The following is a 19313-nucleotide window of genomic DNA, read 5'->3' on the forward strand; positions in this document are numbered from 1 at the left end:
GACCGATACGGACCCGGGCTCAACAGCCCCGAAGGATCGGACGCCAGAAACCTACTCGGTGCCTGACCCGCCCCGCCGGGCAGTACCCGACCGTCCGCGCAGCCCCCCCCAGAGGCTCTCCCCGGCCGAGGGGCCGGGTACGCCAAGGCGGTTGATCGTACGGGACGGCGGCGGAGAGCGCCGCGGAGACCAGGGGGCGGACCGCGGCCCCGACAGCCGCAGGGGGCGAGGGAGCTCACCGACGTGGCAGCGGCCCGAGCAACAACAGGCGCCGTACCGCAGTTCGGGCGCCGTCCGGCACGGCCTACTCGTTGGTGCCGCCCAGGTAGAAGAGCAGGTAGAGGAAGCCCGCGAAGAGGTGCCCGGCCACCAGGTAGGCGAACAGGCGCAGCTTCAGTCCGAACGGGGTGCGGACGTCGCGCTGTGGGTCGCCCGACTCCTCCTCGGGCCTGGGGTCATCGTCCGGCATGGGGTCCTTTCCTCTCGGGAGAGGGCTGACCTCCGCCGAGGCACAGCGCACCCGCGTCGCTCTGGAGCAGGGTGTGCACGAAGAGCAGGTCGGTTCCGCCCGACGAGTCCGACGAGAGCCGGTGGGGCGTGAGCGAGTCGAAGTGGGCGGAGTCGCCGGGCTCCAGGACGTCCTCGCTGTCGCCCAGGTTGAGCCGCAGCCGCCCCTCCAGTACGTGGAGCCACTCCTCGCCGGGATGGACCCGCACGAGATCCCGCTGAGCGCCCCGCGGCACATGCACACGGAGCGCCTGCATCGCCCGATCCGGGCTCCCTGCCTGGCGGTACGTCCACCCGCCGGCCTCGACCGCCTCCATCTCGGAGGCGCGCACCACGGAGCCGGGCGCCGCGGGGGCCTCACCGAGCAGGTGGGACACGGTCGTACCGTAGACGCGGGCGAGGACCAGCAGCACGGGAAGCGACGGCTGCCGATGCCCCGTCTCCAGCCGCGACAGATGGGCGGGCGACAACTCGGCACGCTGCGCAGCGGCCTCCAGGGTGAGCCCGCTGCGACCGCGCAGCTCGCGCAGGCGCGGCGCCACGGCGGGCAGTTGGGGCCCGTGGTCCTGGGAGGTCATGGAACGATTGGGCCAGACTTTCGCCGCGGAGGCAAATCTCTTGCCTGAGAGGCAAAACGGCTTCCGTCCCCACTGCCGGAGCCGTCGGTGTCCTCGACAGCGCGGCCCTCATCGACCCCGGCCCGACTGCCCACGCCGGCCGTCGGAGGACCGCACCATGCCTCGCCACGCCAAGCGATCATGCCGGGTGAGCCGGTACAGTCGATGGTGCAGCAGAGCGCGGTACGGATCTGCTGCGGCACCGATGTGATCGATGGATCTGGAGTCATGGTCTTCACCGTGGGGACGCGAGCTATCCGCGTCGAGCCGGAGAACTGAGAGCCTTCTCAGTCCCTGTTCTCGGCCCGGCTCGGCGTGTGCTCTTCCCCACCTTCCGTGACTCACCCGACAGGGCTCTCCTTCCATGCATTCCACGCAGATCCGCAAGACGTTCACCGACTTCTTCACCTCCCGCGGCCACCACCTCGTGCCGTCCAGCCCGCTGGTGCCGGACGACCCGACGCTGCTGCTGGCGAACGCGGGGATGAACCAGTTCAAGCCCTACTTCCTCGGCGAGACCGTTGCGCCCTACCCGCGCGCCACCAGCATCCAGAAGTGCGCACGCATCTCCGACATCGAGAACGTGGGCCGCACCAACCGGCACGCGACGTTCTTCGAGATGATGGGCAACTTCTCCTTCGGCGACTACTTCAAGGAAGACGCCATCGCCTTCGCCTGGGAACTGGCCACCGAGGGCTACGGCCTGGAGAAGGACAGGCTGTGGATCACCGTCTACGAGGACGATGACGAAGCCGAGCACCTGTGGCGCCGCATCGGCGTCCCCGCGAGCCGCATCCAGCGGCTCGGCATGGCGGACAACTACTGGTCCATGGGCGTCCCCGGCCCCTGCGGTCCCGCCTCCGAGCTCAACTACGACCGCGGCCCCGCCTTCGGCAAGGAAGGCGGCCCCGCTGTCGACGGCGAACGCTACGTCGAGCTATGGAACCTGGTCTTCATGCAGAACCAGCGCGGCGAGGGCCCCGCCAAGGCGGGCTATCCGATCCTCGGCGAACTGGCGAACAAGAGCATCGACACCGGCCTCGGTCTGGACCGGCTCGCCGCGATCCTCCAGGGCGCCGAGAACACGTGCACCACCGACCTGCTGCTGCCCACCCTGGAGACCGTCCAGGAACTGGCCGGACGCGAAATGCCCAGCCAGGGCGAGGAGAAGGTCTCCTTCCAGGTGGTGGCCGAGCACGCCCGCACCGTCGCCTTCCTCATCGCCGACGGCGTCCTGCCCGCCAAGGACGGCCGCGGATACGTCCTGCGCCGCCTGATGCGCCGCGCCGTCCGCCACGCACGCCGGCTCGGCATCGACGGCCCGGTGCTGGACCGGACCACCGCCTCCGTCCTCACCAACCTCGGCACCGTATGGCCCGAACTCACCTCCCACGCCGAGCTGATCAGCCAGGTCGCCAACGCCGAGGAAGAGTCCTTCACCCGCACCCTCGCCCAGGGCACCCGTCTGCTGGACGCCGCGATCAGCCGCACCCGTAACAGCGGCTCGGCCGCGCTGCCCGGCGAGACCGCCTTCGAGCTGGCCGACACCTACGGCTTCCCCGTGGAGCTGACCGTCGAGACGGCCCGCGAAGCGGGACTGACCGTGGACGAGGACCGGTTCGCCGATCTGCTCGACCAGCAGCGCAAGCGCGCCCGCAGTGGCGGAAAGGCCAAAACCGCGCAAGCCCTGCGGCAAATGGAGACCTACCGCGAACTGGCCGGCCACCTGCCGCCCGCCGCATTCCTCGGCTACGAACATTTGGAGGCGGAAGCCACCGTCCAGGGCCTCATCGCAGACGGCGTCATCGTCCCCGCGGCCGGCGAGGGAGACGAGGTCGAACTCGTCCTGGACCGAACGCCGTTCTACGCCGAGGCCGGCGGACAGGTCGGCGACACCGGCACGTTCACCACCGCGGACGGTGCCACCCTCCGTATCACCGACACCCGCTACGGACTGGGGCACGCTCCCGACGGCTTCCGCGTCCACACCGCCCGTGTCCTGGACGGCGAACTCCGCACCGGCAACAGCGGCCACGCCGCCGTCGACGCCGCACGCCGCTCGGGGCTGAGGCGCGCACATTCAGCCACCCACATCCTCCATGCCGTCGTCATGCACACCCTCGGCGCCCACGCCCGCCAACAAGGCTCGCTCGTCGAGAACGACCGACTCCGTTTCGACTTCGCCCACTTCACCGCCCTCGGCCCCGACCAACTCACGGCCATCGAGACCGCCGTCAACCAGCACGTCCTCGACGACCCGGCCGTGCACGCCTGGTACGCGTCCCGGGACGAGGCCGAAGCCGCCGGAGCCATCGCGCTGTTCGGCGAGAAGTACGGCGAAGAAGTGCGCATCGTCGATATCGGCGACTTCTCCCGTGAACTGTGCGGCGGCACCCACGTCGCCCACAGCTCCCAAGTCGGCGCCTTCCGCCTGCTCAGCGAGTCCTCGATCGGCTCCAACATGCGCCGCATCGAAGCCCTCACCGGGCACAGCGCCCTCTCACACGCCGACACCGAACGGCAACTGCTGAGTGAACTCGCCCACCTGCTCGGCACACCCCCCGCCAACGCCCCGGAAATCCTCCGCACGCGCCTGGCCGCGCTCGCCGAGGCCGAGAACGAACTGGCCCACCAGCGAGCCCGGGAGGTGACCCGCAAGGCGGCCGACCTGGCGACCCGAAGCCGCGAGGTCCCCGGCGGCCGGGTCATCGCGGAGAAGATCACCGGCGTCACCCCGGCCGAACTGCGAACGATGGCAACGGAAGCGGTCCGGGGAGTCGGTCTCGATCCGGTCGTCGCCGTCCTCGGCACCGAGCACAACGGCAAGGCCCAACTCACCGCCGCCATCTCGCACAGCCTCGTCGACGACGGCCGCGCCGCTGCACCCGTCCTCACCCGCGCGGCCCGAGCGGTCGGCGGCGGAGGCGGCGGCACGGGCGCCCTCGCCAGCGCCGGAGGACGCCGACCCGGCTACCTCCACGAGGCCCTCGACATCGCCGCCCAGGATGCCGCCGCCCTCCTGGCCGACACATGACCGGGGAAAGACGGTCGGGCCGACGCGCCCGGCCGTCACCTCGAAGTGAAGCCACACATCAGCGTGGACACCTCGGGAAGCGGCACTCCTCCCCGACCTGCCGCCTCACGACCTACGACTGCCTCTCCAACGGTTGTCCGACACCCGCCCGGTGCTCCGGGTCGGTTCGAGCCCCCCGTAACCTGCCGGAAAGCGAGAGAGCGAAGGCGCAGGATCAGCCACGAGACCGCTGCTGTGCCGTCGATCTCGTCAGACGTCGAAATCAGTGACGCCGGTCAGGCGTTCGTCGAGTCAGAGGTGTCAAGTGCCCAGCATCGTGAAGATCAACGCCCTCACCGTCCCCGAGGAGCAGCGCGCGCTGCTGGAGGAGAGGTTCGGGTCCCGGGCCGGCATGGTGGAGAACTCGGACGGTTTCGAGTGGTTCGAGCTGCTGCGGCCGCTGGAGGGTACCGACCAGTACCTCGTTTACACGCGGTGGCGGGACGAGGAGTCGTTCCGCGCCTGGATGGAGGGCTCGATGAAGGCGGCCCACCAGGGCGACGGGGAGGGCGGCGAGCGCCGTACGGCGGCCTCGGGCTCCGAGCTGTGGTCGTTCGAGGTGGTGCAGCAGGCGGCGCCGAAGAGCGAGTGACGCGGAGGCCGCAATCCACTCCGGGTGCACGGTAGTTCGCGGAGAGTGGTCGGCGACCCTGCAAAGATGGCCCCGTCCGCCGGTCAGGGACACCCCGCTGTCAGGCGCGGAGTACGGACGGAGCCACTTTGTTCCTCCACGATACAAAGAGCGGGCGCCCTTGGCCACACCGACCCCGCGCACCCGGCCGACTCCGCACGGTGGAGCGGTGCTCGGCGGCCCCGCCCGTCACTCCGCCGCTGCGTCGGCCGGAGAGGGACCGACCTGCGGCGTCTCCGCTTCCAGCGCGGTGCGCGTCGGCTCACCGTACTCGCCCTGCACGTCGCCGCGGACATCGCGTTCGTGCTGGAAGCGGACGACCCCGGCCTGCACCTCGGGCGTGAAGGTCTCGGTCTCCGGATAGCCGGGCGTGAGCATCGACGCTGCCCGGAGCCGGAGCACCAACTCCCGTACGTCGGCCCCCGAATCGCCGAGGCGGAGCACCCCCTCGCGAGCCGGGGGCGAGGAGGCGGGCGGCGGCGCCGGGTGCGTCGTGCGCGTCGGCAGCGGGGGCGGGGGCTGCGTCGCCGACTCCACGCGCACCTCGCTCCTGGGCACGGGGCCCCGGTTCTCCGACGAGGGCGAGGGCGCGGCACCGCTCGGTGCGGCCGACGGTTCGGTGAAGTCGCGCTGCCGGGGAAGGTGCGCCGCCGTGCCGCGCTCGTCGCCGTCCGGCACCTCGGAGAGCAGCGCCCCCGTGACGACGACGGCGCAGAGGACAGCGGCGGCGCCCACCCCCGACACCACCGCGGCCGGACGTCGGTACCACGGCGGGCGTGCGCCGCTCTCGCCAGGTAACTCCGCCCGACGCGGCGGAAGTTGGTCCGCCTCCCCGCCCCCGGAGCGCGCCGGGAGCGCCGCCGGCTCGGGTAACTCCTGCACGGGGCGGTCGAGAGCGCTCACCCCGGGGATCGGGTCCTCCGGCTCCGACGGGTCGACGTACGGGCGCACATGGAGCCGCTCGTCCTCGGGCGCTCCTGGCGCGCCGTGTCCGGCACAGCCGCACCGCTGCCCGCTCTCGGCCGAAGGCCGCGCCCCGCACTCGGGGCAACTCCCCTGCTCCGCCACGACGACCCCTCCCCGGACCGCCGGTGCGTCGCGCGTCCCGTGCGTCCCACCGGGAACGGCCCGAAGAGACTTTACGCCGCGAACGCGGGCCCCGGTCCCGAACGCCTATTTCCGTGCGGGAACCCCGGGCACCGCGGGCGTCAAGTCCGGGATTCGAGGGACCTCTTGGTCGCCGGGCCGTAGTCGCCCCAGCGGTCGCCCTCGATGCGGTTCTCCACCTGGTACCGGAGGACGGCCTCCTGCACCTGGGTCGAGTAGGTGCCGTCCTCCGGCGCGTCGGCGTCGAGCTTGCCGACCTGCTTCAGCCGGCGCTGGAGGTCGACGACCTCGGGTCCCGTGTCACCGACGCTGAGCCCGCCGCGCCCCTGATTGCGGCGCCACTCGTCCCAGCGCTCCCGCGGCTCCCGCTGCTCCGCGCGCTCCGGCTGGGCCGTGCGCCGGGGCGGGCTGGAGGTGGCCGGTGCCTTGCGTTCCGCGGGCTCGGCGGCCTTTGGCCTGGTGCGCTGTTCCGTCTCCAACTCGGCGTTGTGCCGGGTGGGTTGGCTGCTCGACGGTGCGGACGCGGCTGCGTCCTTCCGCTCCCCCGACTTCTTCGCGGGCTCCTTCGCCGAGTCGGTGGGACCGCCCGTCGGGTCGGCGGGTACGGGGCGGTCGTCGGTGCTGAGGCTGCGGTCGTCACCGCTGTCGCCGCCGCCCGAGAGGAGCTGCGAGGTGAGGAGGCCGGCGCCGAGAGCTGCGGCGACGCCCGTGGCGGCGAGCGCGGTCGCGCCGCGACGGCGCACGCGTCGCGGCTTGCGGTGGCTCCCCGCCGCCGCGCCCCCTGCGGGCTCGCCGGCGACGGGCGGTTGGGCCGTCGCGCCCGTACCCCTCGACGCCTTGGCGAACGGGGAGAGGTCGGGGGCGGAGCCGGGGACCTCGTCGGGGAGGGGGCCCGGGAGGGCGACGTAGGGGAGTATCCGGAGTTGCTCGTCCCCCGGGCTCTGCTCCGTCGTGCAGGCGCAGGCCGGAGCGCCCTCGGGCGACGGTTCCGCCCCGCATCCGGGGCAGCCGCTCTGCGCCGCCATCGAGATCCCCTCCCCTGCGGGCGCCACGCGTTCCTCGCCCGAATCACCGGCAACCGTCCAGAGCGGGACCTTACGCGGTGCGGACTGGTGGCGGTCAAGCGGACTGCCGTTCGGGGCAGTTGGGCGCGCGCCTCAGCCGGCGATCGCCTCGTAGAGGCTGAACCCGGCGAGCGCCACCATCAGTGCCGCGGCGACCCGCGTCACCAGCCTCAGCGGAACGAACCGCATCAGCGTCCGCCCGCCGAGGATGCCGATCCCGGCGACCGCCCAGAGCGCCAGCACGGCACCGAGGCCGACGGAGAGCGGATCGTCGTACCGCGCCGCGAGGTTGGCGGTCATGATCTGGGTGAGGTCCCCGAACTCGGCGACCATGATCAGGCCGAAGCCGCTCCCCGCCACCTTCCAGAACGACTGGTCGGCCGGCGTCTTGACCTCGTCGTCCTCGTCGTCGTCCTTCTTGAAGAGGAGGACGGCCGCGCCGACGAGGAAGAGCACGCCGACGAACCCCTGCACGAGCCGGTGCGGAAGCAGGGTGAGCACGGAGCCCGCCGCGACGGCGAGGACGACATGGAGGACGAAGGCGGCCGCTACACCGGCGAAGACGTACGACGCGCGGTAGCGGGCGCCGAGCATCACGCCGGCGAGCGCGGTCTTGTCGGGGAGTTCGGCGAGGAAGACGACGCCGAAGACCACGGCGATGACGGTGAGGCTGAGCACGGTGGAGGCTCCTTGACGGGGCTCAGGCTGCCGCACCGACGCTGAGGACGCTCCGGCACGGCAGCGTCGGACGGCACCGCGCGGTGGGCACGGTACGCATACGGACGCTGCGGCCGAAGGTCTCGCTGGCGCGGGCGGCACGGATGCCGCCGCGCTCCGGGCGCCGGGCCCGCCGGGGCGGGCCAGTGTGTCGACGAGCCGGCGAAGAGCTACTCCCCTTCTGCTGCTGCACCCCCGACCCTACGCGACGAGCCGCGCGGCTGGCCACGGACTCCGCAGCCCGCCCGCGTGTGACCGACACCACTTCCGGCGCTCGAACACCCGCGGCCCGAGAGCGCGTTCGCACCCGCCCGACCACCCGAAGGAGCGACGCGTCACGGGGTGGCGACCGTCCGAACACCGGGCAACCTCTTGCTATGACGTGGACACGACGCCAGGCTGTGCTCGGATGCGGGCGGCCGCCGCGTCCAACGTCCCCCCACAGCAAGGGAGTTCGCATGCGTTCCACCCGTCGCAAGATCTACGCGCGTCGCGGCAAGCTCGCCGCGACCGCCGGAGCCGGGGCGCTCCTCGCCGGCCTCCTCGTCGGCACCCTCGGCACCTCCACCGCCCAGGCCGAACCGCCTGCGCCGCCGAGCGCCGGCGAGGCCGAGACGATGCTCGCCGGACTCACCGAGGAGGCCGAGGGCTCCTCGGACGGCTACGACCGCGACAAGTTCCCGCACTGGATCGACCAGGGCGACAACTGCAACACCCGCGAGGCCGTCCTCAAGCGCGACGGCACGGACGTCGAGACCGGCAACGACTGCTACCCCACGAGCGGTTCCTGGGACAGCGTCTACGACGACGAGTCCGTCAGCGACCCGTCGGACCTCGACATCGACCACGTCGTCCCGCTCGCCGAGGCCTGGCGCTCGGGCGCCTCCGACTGGACCCAGGACAGGCGCGAGTCCTTCGCCAACGACCTCGACACGGCCCAACTCCTCGCCGTCACCGCGAGCACCAACCGCTCCAAGGGCGACAGCGACCCCGCTGACTGGCTGCCCCCGTCCGACGGCTACCACTGCGAGTACGCCCGCATCTGGGTCTGGGTCAAGGACACCTACTCGCTCACCGTCGACTCCGCGGAGAAGACCGCCCTCACCGAAGCCCTCGGCACCTGCTGACCCCGCTCCTCCCGTGCCCTCCCCGGACGCGTCCGGGGAGGGCACGGGCCGTTCCGCGTGCAGTGGCCAACTGGCCTACCCCCGCACCGTTTCCGTACGGTGCGGGCTGAGCTGCGGATCGGCGGTGCGCCGAAGAGGAGGGTCGATGACCGGGTTGCGACTGGGTCCCGTACTGCGCTACGTCAACGAGGACACCGCAACGGTGTGGATCGAGACGGACGCCCCCTGCACCGCGGAAGTGGAGTGCGAGGGGTCGACGGCCGGCGGCTCCGCCGCCACCTGGCAGATCTCGGGGCACCACTACGCGCTCGTCACCGTCGTCGGCCTCGAGCCCGGCACCGAGACCCCCTACCGCGTCCACCTCGACGGCGAGCAGGTCTGGCCGCTCCCCGCCTCGCCGTTCCCCGCCAGCACGATACGCACGCCCCCGGAGGACGCCGACGGACTCCGGGTCGCCTTCGGCTCCTGCCGCTGGGCGACCCGCCCCGCGCACAGCCGGCACGACCCGCTGGGCCCCGACGCGCTCGACGCGCTCGCGCAGCAGGCCGCCGAGGGCGCCGAGCGGCCCGACCTCCTCCTGCTCCTCGGCGACCAGGTCTACGCCGACGAGACCTCGGACCGGGTCCGCTCCCGCCTCGCCGAGGACCGCGACCTCTCCGCACCGCCCTGGGCCCAGGTCGCCGACTACGGCGAGTACACCGCGCTCTACGACGAGTCCTGGGGCGACCCCGAGGTCCGCTGGCTCCTCTCGACCGTCCCCAGCCTGATGGTCTTCGACGACCACGACGTCATCGACGACTGGAACACCAGCGCCGCATGGCAGGAGGAGATCCGCGCGACACCGTGGTGGCACGAGCGCATCGTCGGCGGCCTCACCTCCTACTGGGTCTACCAGCACCTCGGCAACCTCTCCCCCGCCGCACTCGCCGAGGACCCCGTCTACGCGGCCGTCCGCGGGAGCGACGACGGCACGGCGGCGCTGCGGGAGTTCGCCGAGCGGGCCGACGCGGACCCGGCCGCCGTCCGCTGGAGCTACCGCCGCGACTTCGGGCGCGTCCGACTCCTCATGGTCGACAGCCGCGCCGGACGCGTACTCGCCGAACAGCAGCGCGCCATGCTCGACGACGAGGAGTGGGAGTGGCTCGCCGAGCAGGTACGCGACGGCGGGCCCGGCGCGTACGACCACCTCCTCATCGGCTCCTCCCTCCCGTGGCTGCTGCCGCCCGCGATCCACGCCGTCGAGGAGTGGAACTCGGCGCTCTGCGCCGGCGCACGCGGCGAGCGGTGGGCGGCCCGCGGCGAACGTCTGCGCCGGGCCGCCGACTTGGAGCACTGGGCGGCCTTCCCCGCCTCCTTCCGCGCCCTCGCCGCGCTCATCGAGGAGACCGCGGCCTCCCCCGACGCGCCCGCGACGATCAGCGTCCTCTCCGGCGACGTCCACCACGCCTACACCGCCGAGCCCCGCTTCCCGCGCCCCCTCAACTCCCGCGTCACGCAGCTCACTTGCTCACCGATGCACAACGGCGTCCCCGGCTTCATGCGCCTCGGCTTCCGCATCGGCTGGAGCGCACCGGGACGCTGGCTCGGCCGCGCGCTCTCCCGCCACGCCAAGGTGCAGCGCCCTTCGCTCGACTGGGACCGCACCGGCGGCCCCTGGTTCGGCAACCAGTTGATGACGCTGGACTTCCGCGGCCGCAAGGCGGACCTCGCCCTGGAACAGGCCCGCCCCCTGCCGGACACCGAGAGCCCGGCGGACCCGCACCACGCGCCCGCCGCGCGGCTGGAGCGCGTCCACGGCATGGCGCTCGCGTAGACGAAGAGCCCCGCCGAGCGGCGGGGCTCAACTACGCCTGGGCTTCCGTCACTTGGCGGGGCGCCGAGTTGCCGCGACGAACGCGGACCAGGTTGCGGGGGAGAAGCGGAGTTCGCCTCGTCCGACGTCCTTACTGTCCCGAACGGGGACGCCTCCCGCGGACGCGAGAGCCGGGGCCCACTCGACGCACTCGCCTGTCTGGGCGCTGTAGCTGGACTTGACCCACTGCCTGTCGTGCATGCTCATCCCTCACTGTGCCGATGTACAGATCAGAATCATGGGGGCCCAACGCACAGGCCCGCAGGCTTTCCAGGGATTGCCAGGCGTTGCTGACCACTGCGTCCGCTCCGTAGGGGCGTGCCCCCTGAGGTCCCTCTACGTACACCACGGGCGGACTCTCGAAGTTCTCGAACACGGTGAACGGAATGTTCGTGGCTCCGGCCGCGGATTCGTACGGCAGTACTTGCACCGTCAGCGTCGGATGCCGCTTCAACTCCGCCCTGATGTGGTCAAGTTGTTCGACCATCGTCCACGGCGAGCCGATCCTGGCACGCAGGCAGGCTTCGTGAAGGACCACCCAAACCCTCGCTGGTTCCTCGCGCTGCAAGATCTCCCGACGCTGTACCCGCTTGGCGACTCGGGCTTCGATCTCCTCGGCAGAGAGGAGCAAGGGACCACGCTCGAAAACGGCCCGCGCGTATTCGGTCGTCTGCAACATGCCCATGATGAAAGCAATCGAATAGTCGTGGACGGCAGAAGCCTCCCGCTCCGTATCCACGTACGGCGCAAACCACGACACGTGCTGCCCTTCCGTGATCCGCAACAACTGCGTCGCGAATAGACCCCCCGTGTTGAACACCTTGTCGCAGCCTTCGGCGAACCGCGTCGAAGGCATGATCGTGCCGGATTCGACCTTGCTCACATACGTACGGCTGTAGCCGACGGCCCGAGCCAGGCCCTCCTGTGACACACCCCGCGCTTCGCGCATCCGCTGCACGTCCTGACCGAAAGTTCTTTGCCACGAAGGCGGGTTCACTTTCGTCTTCGTCTGCACGACTCGCACCACGGCAACCTGCCCGAACTCGGTCTGACAGAGCCCCCACCCGTGAAAGGCGGCGCTCACCCCGGCACATCCTAAGCCGCACCGTGTTCTCTTCACCACACAGCGTGAAAGGAGCAACACCATGCCGACTCCCCGCACGGCACAACCGAACGAAGCGGTGAACGAACTGCGCACGGCCCTGACCGAAGCCGGGCTGACGCTGCCGTCCCTCGGTATCGACCCCGTGACCCTCGCCGCGCAGGGCGAGGAGCCGCCGCTGATCGCGCTCGGCCGGTGCACCGCCGAGACCGCGCGGGCGCTCGCCTCCGCACTGAGGGGAGCGTGACACCGTGCCGCAACTCCCCGTCGGAGCCCTCGTCATGGACACCCGCAGCGGCTACACCGGAATCCTCACGGACGTCCTGTCCTTCGTGGACCCGGCCGCCAAGCCCGACCAACGCCACCCCCGCGCAACGGCGTTCGTCCGCCCGCCCGAGGGCGGCGTCGAACTCCGCTTCCGGCCCGACGACTTGGTGGTGCTCCACAGCGAGTGCGCCCACCCCCGGCTGGAGAAGCGCGAGGACGGCACGTACTGCACCGTCTGCAAGTCCAAGATCTACCTCCCCGCCTGACACGCACGTCGCCCGCCGCCCTCGCGAAGAGGACGACGGGCGACGTGCCGCGCGGCTCAGCGCCGGGACTCACCGAACGGGACGGAGAAGCAGGCGACCCGGTCACCGGCCTGCCCGGCGTGGCCGGGGCCCGTCTCGGTGCCGTGCTCGTGGAGTACGAGCGAACGGGCCTGCCCCGCGCGGAACTTCCACCGCTGCACCGCCGACGACTCCCCGTGCCCGAGCAGCCCCGAAGTGAAGTCGAGCCACACCTCGTTGCGCGGGTTGGCGTACTTCGGGTCGGTCGACGGCTGATGCGGGTCGCGGACGTTCTGGTAGTGCGGCCCCGAGTCGTCCGGCTTCGGGCCGCACGGCTTGGTGTGCACGTGCGCCCCGAAGTGGTGGCCCCTGGCCACGCCCGCGACGCGGAGCGAGATCCGCGTCGCCCCGTCCGCCCCCTCGTCGACGACCTTGATCCGTGCGCCCTTCGGCACCAGCCGCTCGTCGTAGGTGACCGCTCGCGGTACGTGGCCGCCCTTGACCGGCCCGAACGTCCCCTTGTGGGATGTGCGGGAGAAGCCGTCGGCCCCCTGAGCCGCCGCGGGAACGCTCGCGGCGACGGCGCCCACCAGGGCCAGTGAGGCCGCCTGTACTGCTACTCTCATCCGTTCCTCCACCTGTTCGCTGTGATCCGTCCGTAGATCCATAACCACGCACCGAGGGTGAGAGGGGCACCACGCGGGCCAGGCGGCTCCGCCGGGGGTATGCGGGCGTAGGCTGTACGGCGGTAGACGCCTGTGGAACGAGAGTCGGGCAGGGGAGAAACGGGGAACGCACAGTGCTGGAAATCCTGGGGTCCCTGACCACCTCCCCATGGATCTACGCAGTTGTCGCAGCATCGGTACTACTCGACGTGTTCGTGCCGCTGCTGCCGAGCGGTGTGCTCGTCATCACCGCGGCCACCGCCGTCGCCGGGACCAGAGCCGCGGACGCCGCAGGCTCCCTCCACGCAGCGGGCGACAACCCGCTGACGGCGATGGTCCCCGAGATGCTGCTGCTGGTGCTCTGCGCCGCTGCGGCCTCGATCGTCGGCGACCTCGTCGCCTACCGGCTCGCCTGGCGCGGAGGCGCCCGCTTCGAGGGCGCCATCGCCCGCTCCCGGCGCCTCACCGTCGCCCACGAGCGGCTCGGGCACGCGCTCGCGCGCGGCGGCGGGGGTCTCGTCGTGCTGGCGCGGTTCGCGCCTGCCGGGCGGTCCGTCGTGAGCCTCGCGGCCGGGGCCGTGCACCGGGACGCGCGCCAGTTCGTGCCGTGGTCCGTGGTGGCCGCGTTCGCGTGGGCCGCGTACAGCGTCGGGCTCGGCTACCTCGGCGCGCAGTGGCTCGGCGCCTCCTGGTTCGGCACCGCCGTCTCCGTCGCGGCCCTCTTCGCCGCGGGCGCGCTCGCCGCGTACGTCATAAAGCGCCGTCCCGCGCCGGCCGCCTACGCCCCGCTCCTCCCCCACCAACTCCAGCGGGCCGAGCGCCCGGCGGAGCCGGCCGCGACTCGCTGAGACGGCGGGACGGTGCGGACCGCCCCCCGAACTGGCGTTGCCCACCTTCGCGTTCGTCGGTCGTGAGCGCTCCGTCATGTTGCGACGGCGCCCCGCAGCGTCGCCGGGTGCGGGATGATCGGTCGGCGACCGCCCGTCGATCCACCCGAGGGGAAGCCATGCCGGACCTGCGCCAAGCGCGCCCCGCCGACCATCCCGCGCTCGTCACGTGCGTGCAGACCTGGTGGGGCGACTCACGCACCCCCGCCGAGGCACGCGAGCTCTCTTTGCTGCTCCCGAAGCTCTTCCTCCAGTTCTTCTCCCGCACCAGCCTCGTCCAGGAGGACGCCACCGGAATCAGGGCTTTCCTAGTCGGCTTCCACCCACCCGACGACGAGACGCAGGCGTACATCCACTTCGTCGGCGTCGACCCGAAACTCCGCGGCCAGGGCCTCGCCCGCGACCTCTACTCCACGTTCCTCCACCACGCCGCCGCCTCGGGCCGCAGCGAGGTCCGCGCCGTCACCTCCCCCGCCAACACGGGCTCGCTCGCCTTCCACCGCGCCCTGGGCTTCACCCCCGAACCGGGCGACCGCGACCTGGACGGCCTCCCGATCCACACCGACTACGACGGACCGGGGCAGGACCGGGTGTGCCTTCTTCGCCGGGTCGGCGGGGCGTAGTCGCCCGTTCACAGCTAGGTCGGCTTCCCACTCCCCGGAGCTGCCACCTGCGGCACCTCGACGCCGCGGAAAACTTCGGCAACGGCTTCCGGAGCGCCGCGCACGGCGGACTCCGAGTGGGACGTGAGCGCCGGGAGCTCCCATGGTTCTCCGTCGGATACGTGCTCAAGTCCCGTTCCCCGAGCAGGCGCACGCAGACGCCCGACGACGACGACGCTCGGCTTGGTCGCCAGAGCGCGACCGCAGGTGCCTGTCCGCAGTTTTAACTGAGCTTAGGATCGTCGGTACCCGGGCCGACGCTCGCAGGAGCTGATGTGCCTTCGCCTACCGCATGAGGGGGTCTCCGATGGGCTCGTTCGACGTGCCGTTGGACGACGAGCGCACTCAGCTCGACGCGTTCGTCGAGGAGTACCGGAACGCCGTCGAGGCAACCCTCGACGGCCTCGCCGAGGAGCAGGTCCGCCGCCGGCTCGTCGCTTCGCAGACGACGTTGCTCGGACTGCTCAAGCACGTCACGTGGATGCAGCGGATGTGGTTCGAGGAGTGCGTCGGCGGCACCCCGCGCCGGGAGCTCGACGTCGTCGAGAGCGCGGACGAATCCTTCGGCCTCACCGACGACGACACCATCGCCTCCGTCACGGCGGCCCACCGGGAAGCCTGCGCGACGGCCAGGTCGATCGTCGCCGACCTGCCGCTGGACACCGTCGTGACCGGCCACTGGACCGGGCCGCGCACACTGCGCTGGGTGTACCTGCAAGTCCTGCGCGAGCTGGCCCACCACTGCGGCCACGCCGACATCCTGCGCGAGCAACTCCTCGCCTCCGACTGATCGTTGAGGCGACGCCGGTCGGCCGGCTCCCCGTGCGCCACCGCCCGGCCCGTCGGAACGCCGCCGACTTCCGGGCTCAGGGCGGTGAGAAGCCGTCCGACGAGTCCCGGTGGCATCCAGCGTGGCCGGAGCCGGCGTCGGTCGGCCCGGGCGCCTCTCGGCTGAACGGTGCCAAGCCGCAAGCGTGTCGGCACTTGGCAGGCTCGGAGCACAACACGGTCCCCGGCGAAGATCTCGACGGGGACCGTTCTGCTGCTTTCACCTGCTACAAAACTCGGTGGGCACAACCGGATTCGAACCAGTGACATCCTGCTTGTAAGGCAGGCGCTCTACCGCTGAGCTATGCGCCCTCCATCGGGCACGCACCCGACGGGGGTCAGCGTACCCTGCCGGTGGCGCGACGGCGCAAACGCGTTTGTGCTGGGGGTATCCCCACCCCGAGGTCGGGGGACGGCGGTATCGCCGCTCCGGCGGGGGCTTTCTAGGCTCTTGGTCGGTAGGTCGGACGATCTGCCGGACGGGCTGGGAGGCGCAGTGAGGTACGGGGTCGGGATCGCAGTGGTCGGCGTGATGGCGGTGATCGCCCTCGGCGGTGTGGCGGCGGGGGTCGCGGTCGGCACGGTCGGGGACGGGAAGCCCGAGAAGCGGACGTTCCGTGCCCCGGCGGGGGACCGCCCGCTTGCGCTCGACGTCGAGGGCAGCCGCCTGGAGCTGGTGCCTGCTGCCGACGACGCGGACGGCGTGGAGGTGACGCGCTGGTTCAAGGCGACGCGGGTGGCCGGGAAGGCCGAAACCGCGTGGTCGCAGGCGAAGGACGGGGACATCCGCCTCCACACCAAGTGCGCCGGGCTCATGGTCAAGTGCGAGGGGCGGTACCGCGTCGCGGTGCCCGACGGCGCCTCGGTGCAGGTGCGCGGGGACTCGGGGAAGGTCACCGCGCGCGAACTCGGCGCGCTCGACGTCGAGACGGGGAACGGGGCGGTCGAGGTGGAGCGCGCTTCGGGCCCGGTCAAGGTGCGCACGGACAACGGCAGGGTGGATGTCGACGGTACGGAGGGCGCCGTCGATCTCGGCACCTCCAACGGGAGCATCAAGGCCCGCAAGGTGGACGGTGCGATGCGCCTGGAGACGGACAACGGGCGGGTCGAGGTGCGGGACACCGAGAGCGAGCGGATCAGGGCGCGGGCCGACAACGGCACCGTGGACCTCGCGTTGAAGGTCAAGCCTCGCCTGGTCGACGCCCGCACCGACAACGGCAACATCGCGATCGCGCTGCCGACGGGCGGGGGCGCGGAGTACGACGTCTCCACAAAGACGGACAACGGCGGCGTCGACGTCTCCGTCCCGGAGCGCAGTGCCAGTCCTTACCGGGTGTCGGCGGAGACGGACAACGGCCGGATCACCGTCAAGCCCCTGCGGTGATGCGGCCCGCGCGGTCGGAATCGCTTGCGGTTTCCGCGAACGTACCGGCTCGTGTGTTCGTTGCCACTGGTGGGAGAATGACGGTCGATCCACTGGCTGCGGCACACGGGAGAGGGACACGTGACGGCGAGGAACGGTGGCGGGACCCGCCGCTGGGGCTGGGGCAGCGGGCGTGCCGAGAACCTCAGGGCCGACGCGCAGGCTGCCCAGGACGCCGCGGCAGCAGCCTTCTACGAACTCGACACCGCCCAGCGTGATCTGCGCATCTCGATAGAGACCATCGGCGCGGTCGACGACTCCGCCGCGGGCCGCAAGGCCGTCGCCGACTTCGCCGAGTTCGGCACCCGCATCGACCGCGCCAGCCACGACTACATCACCGTCGTCGACAGGCACGAACTCGACCGCGACGACCTCGACGCCTCGGCCGCCGCCCACGCGCGCGCCGAGCTGGAGCGCGCCCGGCACGACCTGGAGCGCGTCAAGGCGGAGTTGGACACCTTCGCGCGGAGCCTGGCGCCCCTCGTCGAGAAGGCGGAGGGCCAGCTCGCCCGGATGGCACCGGCGGTGGAACGGGCCAAGCAAGCACTCCTGGGAGCCACCAACGCGCTGGACGAGGCCCGGAGTTCGGGTCTGAAGGCCGACGCCCTCGCGGCCCGGCTCGCCGCCCTCTCCCCCGAGTTGACGAAGCTCAACGAGGGTGCGGCCCAGCACGGCGTGCAGGCGACGGTGCACCGGGCCGACGAGATGGTGCGCGAGGCCGAGACGATCGCGCAGGAGGCGAGACGCCTCCCGGAGCGCGCGGCCGAGATCGACAAGCGGATCGCGTCCCTCCGCACCCGTACCCAAGCGCTGGAGACGCGGGCGCAGCAGGTCGATCCGGTCCTCAGCGAGCTGCGCAGGCGGTTCAGCGCCGCGTGCTGGCAGGACCTCCAGCAGGTGCCGGAGCGCGCGGCCCAGTCCGTCGCGCAGGCCCAGCAGAAGCTCCGCGACACGTCGACGGCACGGGACGAGCAGCGGTGGGAGGACGCCGCCACGCTTCTCGCCGAGGTGCGGGGCCTGCTCAACGACACGGACGAGGCCGTCAAGACAGCCGGCGAGCGGCTCCAGCGGCTCAACGACGTCTCCTACGACCAGAGTTCGGAGGTGGACCGCACCCGGTTCGCCATCCGCGACGCCCAGCGCCTGGCGATGGCGGGCCGCAGCACCCCCGACCCGAGGCACGCCCAGCCGCTCGACGAGTCGGTGGAACGGGTGGACCGCGCGGTCGCCTCGTTGACCGGGCGCCACCCCGACTACTGGCGCCTCCTCACCGAACTCGACGCCGTCAAGGAGACGGTCCAGTCCGTGGTCGACCGCATCCGCCAGGAGCGCGGCGGCGGACGCTGACCCCTCAGCGGCCGGACGGGAGGCGGCTAGGCTGTGGCCATGCCGCGATACGAGTACCGCTGCCGCGAGTGCGGCGACACCTTCGAACTGAGCCGTCCCATGGCCGAGTCGAGCACACCCGCCGACTGCCCGCAGGGGCACGGGGACACCGTCAAGCTTCTGTCGACGGTCGCCGTCGGCAGCTCCGCGGGCAGCGCACCGTCCGGCGGCGCGCAGCCCACCGGGGGCGGAGGGTGCTGCGGGGGCGGTTGCTGCGGCTGAGCCACGAGGGAGCTTGCGCCACCCCCGGTCGCCCGCCTCCTCGGGACTTGAGGGCAGCCGCTCCGATCAACTCTGCGGACGCACAACACACGACGGGGCGTTGAGGCGACACGACGGCCCTTGACGCCTTCTTAGCGGCCACCGCGACGACTCTCCGTTGCCTTCGCATTGAACGCCTGTTTAGCCTGCTCGCATGCGAACAGGGGGCGTGTCACAGACAGTTGATCCCGGCGGAGCGTCCGCGCAGATCCGCGACGCCGCAGTCGTGCGGTTCGGGCGGGACGGGTTCGGAGCGGGCCTGCGGACGATCGCGGACGACGCCGGGGTGACGGCGGGACTGATCGTCCACCACTTCGGTTCCAAGGAGGGCCTGCGCAAGGCGTGCGACGCCCATGTCCTGGCGCTGCTGCGGGCGGTCAAGGAAGAAGCCCTCACCGACACGGACACCGGCTCGCTGCTCGCGCGGATCGCCGACATCGAGGAGTTCGCACCGCTCGTCCGCTACCTGCTGCGCAGCGTCCAAGCGGGCGGAGAACTGGCGGAGACGACCGCCGAGCACATGATCGGCGATGCCGAGGCGTACCTCGCCGCGGGCGAGGCGGCGGGCGTCATCCGCACCAGCCGGGCTCCGGCCGCGCGTACGAGGCTCCTCGCCTACCAGGGGCTCGGCAGCCTGCTCGTCTGGTTCACCCTCCACCCGGACGACGGGGACGACGCCCGTTTCACGGCCTCTCTGCGCGAGTACGTGCAGACGATCACCTTCCCCGCCGTGGAGCTGTTCTGCCAGGGGCTCTTCGTCGACCGATCGATGCTCGAAGAACACCTCCTGCACGTCCCCGATCCACCGGCGGACGGCGCTGACGCCTGACACACGCCGGCGAACCTGCACGCC

Annotated in this window: 20 protein-coding genes, 1 tRNA gene and 1 pseudogene; 13 read left to right on the forward strand and 9 right to left on the reverse strand. The window is 71.7% G+C overall.

The window, feature by feature from the left end; genetic code table 11:
• Window positions 1-304 precede the first annotated feature (304 nt).
• A complete protein-coding gene (locus F603_RS35355) occupies window positions 305-469 on the reverse strand; it encodes a DUF6126 family protein (protein ID WP_019546083.1) in 165 nt (54 codons plus the stop codon).
• Window positions 456-1085: a helix-turn-helix domain-containing protein gene (locus F603_RS0111080; RefSeq protein WP_019546084.1), complete on the reverse strand. Its 630-nt coding sequence runs from the start codon at window positions 1083-1085 to the stop codon at window positions 456-458. Before F603_RS0111080 ends, F603_RS35355 begins: the two co-directional genes overlap by 14 nt.
• 403 nt (window positions 1086-1488) lie before the next feature.
• On the opposite strand from F603_RS0111080, the gene alaS reads away from it, so the two are divergent.
• The gene (gene alaS / locus F603_RS0111085; RefSeq protein ID WP_019546085.1) at window positions 1489-4158 is read left to right on the forward strand and encodes an alanine--tRNA ligase; all 2670 of its coding nucleotides are present in this window, start codon (window positions 1489-1491) and stop codon (window positions 4156-4158) included.
• A 304-nt stretch (window positions 4159-4462) separates the two neighbouring features.
• Window positions 4463-4789 carry an antibiotic biosynthesis monooxygenase family protein gene (locus F603_RS0111090; RefSeq protein WP_019546086.1) on the forward strand — a complete coding sequence of 109 codons (327 nt, stop codon included), beginning with the start codon at window positions 4463-4465 and terminating at the stop codon, window positions 4787-4789.
• Window positions 4790-5017: 228 nt separating this feature from the next.
• Here F603_RS0111090 and F603_RS35790 read toward each other — a convergent pair whose 3' ends face one another.
• From F603_RS35790 to F603_RS0111105, 3 genes are all read right to left on the reverse strand, one after another.
• A complete protein-coding gene (locus F603_RS35790; protein WP_245600744.1) occupies window positions 5018-5896 on the reverse strand; it encodes a hypothetical protein in 879 nt (292 codons plus the stop codon).
• 140 nt (window positions 5897-6036) lie between these two features.
• Window positions 6037-6960, reverse strand: a complete 924-nt coding sequence (locus tag F603_RS0111100; protein ID WP_037955675.1) for a peptidoglycan-binding domain-containing protein — start codon at window positions 6958-6960, stop codon at window positions 6037-6039.
• A gap of 132 nt (window positions 6961-7092) precedes the next feature.
• Window positions 7093-7677 (reverse strand): TMEM165/GDT1 family protein, encoded by a 585-nt coding sequence (locus F603_RS0111105; protein ID WP_019546089.1) that lies wholly within the window; start codon window positions 7675-7677, stop codon window positions 7093-7095.
• Between the two features lie 497 nt (window positions 7678-8174).
• On the opposite strand from F603_RS0111105, the gene F603_RS0111110 reads away from it, so the two are divergent.
• Together F603_RS0111110 and F603_RS0111115 are read left to right on the forward strand one after the other, a co-directional pair.
• Window positions 8175-8843 (forward strand): HNH endonuclease family protein, encoded by a 669-nt coding sequence (locus F603_RS0111110; RefSeq protein ID WP_019546090.1) that lies wholly within the window; start codon window positions 8175-8177, stop codon window positions 8841-8843.
• A 145-nt stretch (window positions 8844-8988) separates the two neighbouring features.
• A complete protein-coding gene (locus F603_RS0111115) occupies window positions 8989-10656 on the forward strand; it encodes an alkaline phosphatase D family protein (RefSeq protein ID WP_019546091.1) in 1668 nt (555 codons plus the stop codon).
• Between the two features lie 48 nt (window positions 10657-10704).
• On the opposite strand, the pseudogene F603_RS36390 reads toward F603_RS0111115, so the two are convergent.
• A pseudogene (locus F603_RS36390) lies at window positions 10705-10824 on the reverse strand (DUF397 domain-containing protein); the annotation flags it as partial.
• Window positions 10787-11779 carry a Scr1 family TA system antitoxin-like transcriptional regulator gene (locus tag F603_RS35800; RefSeq protein WP_019546092.1) on the reverse strand — a complete coding sequence of 331 codons (993 nt, stop codon included), beginning with the start codon at window positions 11777-11779 and terminating at the stop codon, window positions 10787-10789. The pseudogene F603_RS36390 and the gene F603_RS35800, both read right to left, overlap by 38 nt.
• Before the next feature lie 61 nt (window positions 11780-11840).
• Between F603_RS35800 and F603_RS0111125 the strand changes: the two genes are divergently transcribed.
• Window positions 11841-12044, forward strand: coding sequence for a hypothetical protein (locus F603_RS0111125; protein WP_019546093.1), 204 nt, complete (start codon window positions 11841-11843; stop codon window positions 12042-12044).
• Window positions 12045-12048: 4 nt separating this feature from the next.
• Window positions 12049-12330, forward strand: coding sequence for a hypothetical protein (locus F603_RS0111130; protein ID WP_019546094.1), 282 nt, complete (start codon window positions 12049-12051; stop codon window positions 12328-12330).
• Between the two features lie 56 nt (window positions 12331-12386).
• Here the strand turns inward: F603_RS0111130 and F603_RS0111135 are convergent, their stop codons facing one another.
• Window positions 12387-12974 carry a superoxide dismutase family protein gene (locus F603_RS0111135; RefSeq protein ID WP_245600745.1) on the reverse strand — a complete coding sequence of 196 codons (588 nt, stop codon included), beginning with the start codon at window positions 12972-12974 and terminating at the stop codon, window positions 12387-12389.
• 248 nt (window positions 12975-13222) lie between these two features.
• Here F603_RS0111135 and F603_RS0111140 point away from each other — a divergent pair, with 248 nt between their 5' ends.
• The 3 genes from F603_RS0111140 to F603_RS0111150 all read left to right on the forward strand — a co-directional run bounded on the left by F603_RS0111140 (window position 13223) and on the right by F603_RS0111150 (window position 15352).
• Window positions 13223-13861, forward strand: coding sequence for a DedA family protein (locus tag F603_RS0111140; protein ID WP_019546096.1), 639 nt, complete (start codon window positions 13223-13225; stop codon window positions 13859-13861).
• 158 nt (window positions 13862-14019) lie between these two features.
• Entirely contained in the window at window positions 14020-14523 is a 504-nt protein-coding gene (locus tag F603_RS0111145) for a GNAT family N-acetyltransferase (RefSeq protein ID WP_019546097.1), read from the forward strand.
• A gap of 346 nt (window positions 14524-14869) precedes the next feature.
• Window positions 14870-15352 carry a DinB family protein gene (locus F603_RS0111150; protein ID WP_019546098.1) on the forward strand — a complete coding sequence of 161 codons (483 nt, stop codon included), beginning with the start codon at window positions 14870-14872 and terminating at the stop codon, window positions 15350-15352.
• Between the two features lie 278 nt (window positions 15353-15630).
• Here F603_RS0111150 and F603_RS0111155 read toward each other — a convergent pair.
• Window positions 15631-15702, reverse strand: a tRNA-Val gene (locus F603_RS0111155).
• 184 nt (window positions 15703-15886) lie between these two features.
• On the opposite strand from F603_RS0111155, the gene F603_RS0111160 reads away from it, so the two are divergent.
• The 4 genes from F603_RS0111160 to F603_RS0111175 all read left to right on the forward strand — a co-directional run bounded on the left by F603_RS0111160 (window position 15887) and on the right by F603_RS0111175 (window position 19289).
• Window positions 15887-16774, forward strand: coding sequence for a DUF4097 family beta strand repeat-containing protein (locus F603_RS0111160; RefSeq protein WP_019546099.1), 888 nt, complete (start codon window positions 15887-15889; stop codon window positions 16772-16774).
• A 120-nt stretch (window positions 16775-16894) separates the two neighbouring features.
• On the forward strand, window positions 16895-18160 hold the full coding sequence (locus F603_RS0111165) for a hypothetical protein (RefSeq protein ID WP_019546100.1): 1266 nt from the start codon (window positions 16895-16897) through the stop codon (window positions 18158-18160).
• A 39-nt stretch (window positions 18161-18199) separates the two neighbouring features.
• Window positions 18200-18421 (forward strand): FmdB family zinc ribbon protein, encoded by a 222-nt coding sequence (locus F603_RS0111170; protein WP_037955796.1) that lies wholly within the window; start codon window positions 18200-18202, stop codon window positions 18419-18421.
• A gap of 208 nt (window positions 18422-18629) precedes the next feature.
• Window positions 18630-19289, forward strand: a complete 660-nt coding sequence (locus tag F603_RS0111175) for a TetR/AcrR family transcriptional regulator (RefSeq protein ID WP_026328323.1) — start codon at window positions 18630-18632, stop codon at window positions 19287-19289.
• Window positions 19290-19313: the final 24 nt, after the last annotated feature.

Origin of the sequence: Streptomyces sulphureus DSM 40104, from assembly GCF_000381025.1 — a bacterium.
In the GTDB taxonomy this organism is placed as follows: domain Bacteria; phylum Actinomycetota; class Actinomycetes; order Streptomycetales; family Streptomycetaceae; genus Streptomyces; species Streptomyces sulphureus.

Bases quoted from the DNA above. Each gene is read 5' to 3' on its own strand.
- F603_RS35355 (WP_019546083.1), bottom strand. From the start codon at position 469: ATGCCGGACGATGACCCCAGGCCCGAGGAGGAGTCGGGCGACCCACAG.
- F603_RS0111080 (WP_019546084.1), bottom strand. From the start codon at position 1,085: ATGACCTCCCAGGACCACGGGCCCCAACTGCCCGCCGTGGCGCCGCGC.
- alaS (WP_019546085.1), top strand. From the start codon at position 1,489: ATGCATTCCACGCAGATCCGCAAGACGTTCACCGACTTCTTCACCTCC.
- F603_RS0111100 (WP_037955675.1), bottom strand. From the start codon at position 6,960: ATGGCGGCGCAGAGCGGCTGCCCCGGATGCGGGGCGGAACCGTCGCCC.
- F603_RS0111110 (WP_019546090.1), top strand. From the start codon at position 8,175: ATGCGTTCCACCCGTCGCAAGATCTACGCGCGTCGCGGCAAGCTCGCC.
- F603_RS0111115 (WP_019546091.1), top strand. From the start codon at position 8,989: ATGACCGGGTTGCGACTGGGTCCCGTACTGCGCTACGTCAACGAGGAC.
- F603_RS0111125 (WP_019546093.1), top strand. From the start codon at position 11,841: ATGCCGACTCCCCGCACGGCACAACCGAACGAAGCGGTGAACGAACTG.
- F603_RS0111135 (WP_245600745.1), bottom strand. From the start codon at position 12,974: ATGAGAGTAGCAGTACAGGCGGCCTCACTGGCCCTGGTGGGCGCCGTC.
- F603_RS0111145 (WP_019546097.1), top strand. From the start codon at position 14,020: ATGCCGGACCTGCGCCAAGCGCGCCCCGCCGACCATCCCGCGCTCGTC.
- F603_RS0111150 (WP_019546098.1), top strand. From the start codon at position 14,870: ATGGGCTCGTTCGACGTGCCGTTGGACGACGAGCGCACTCAGCTCGAC.
- F603_RS0111170 (WP_037955796.1), top strand. From the start codon at position 18,200: ATGCCGCGATACGAGTACCGCTGCCGCGAGTGCGGCGACACCTTCGAA.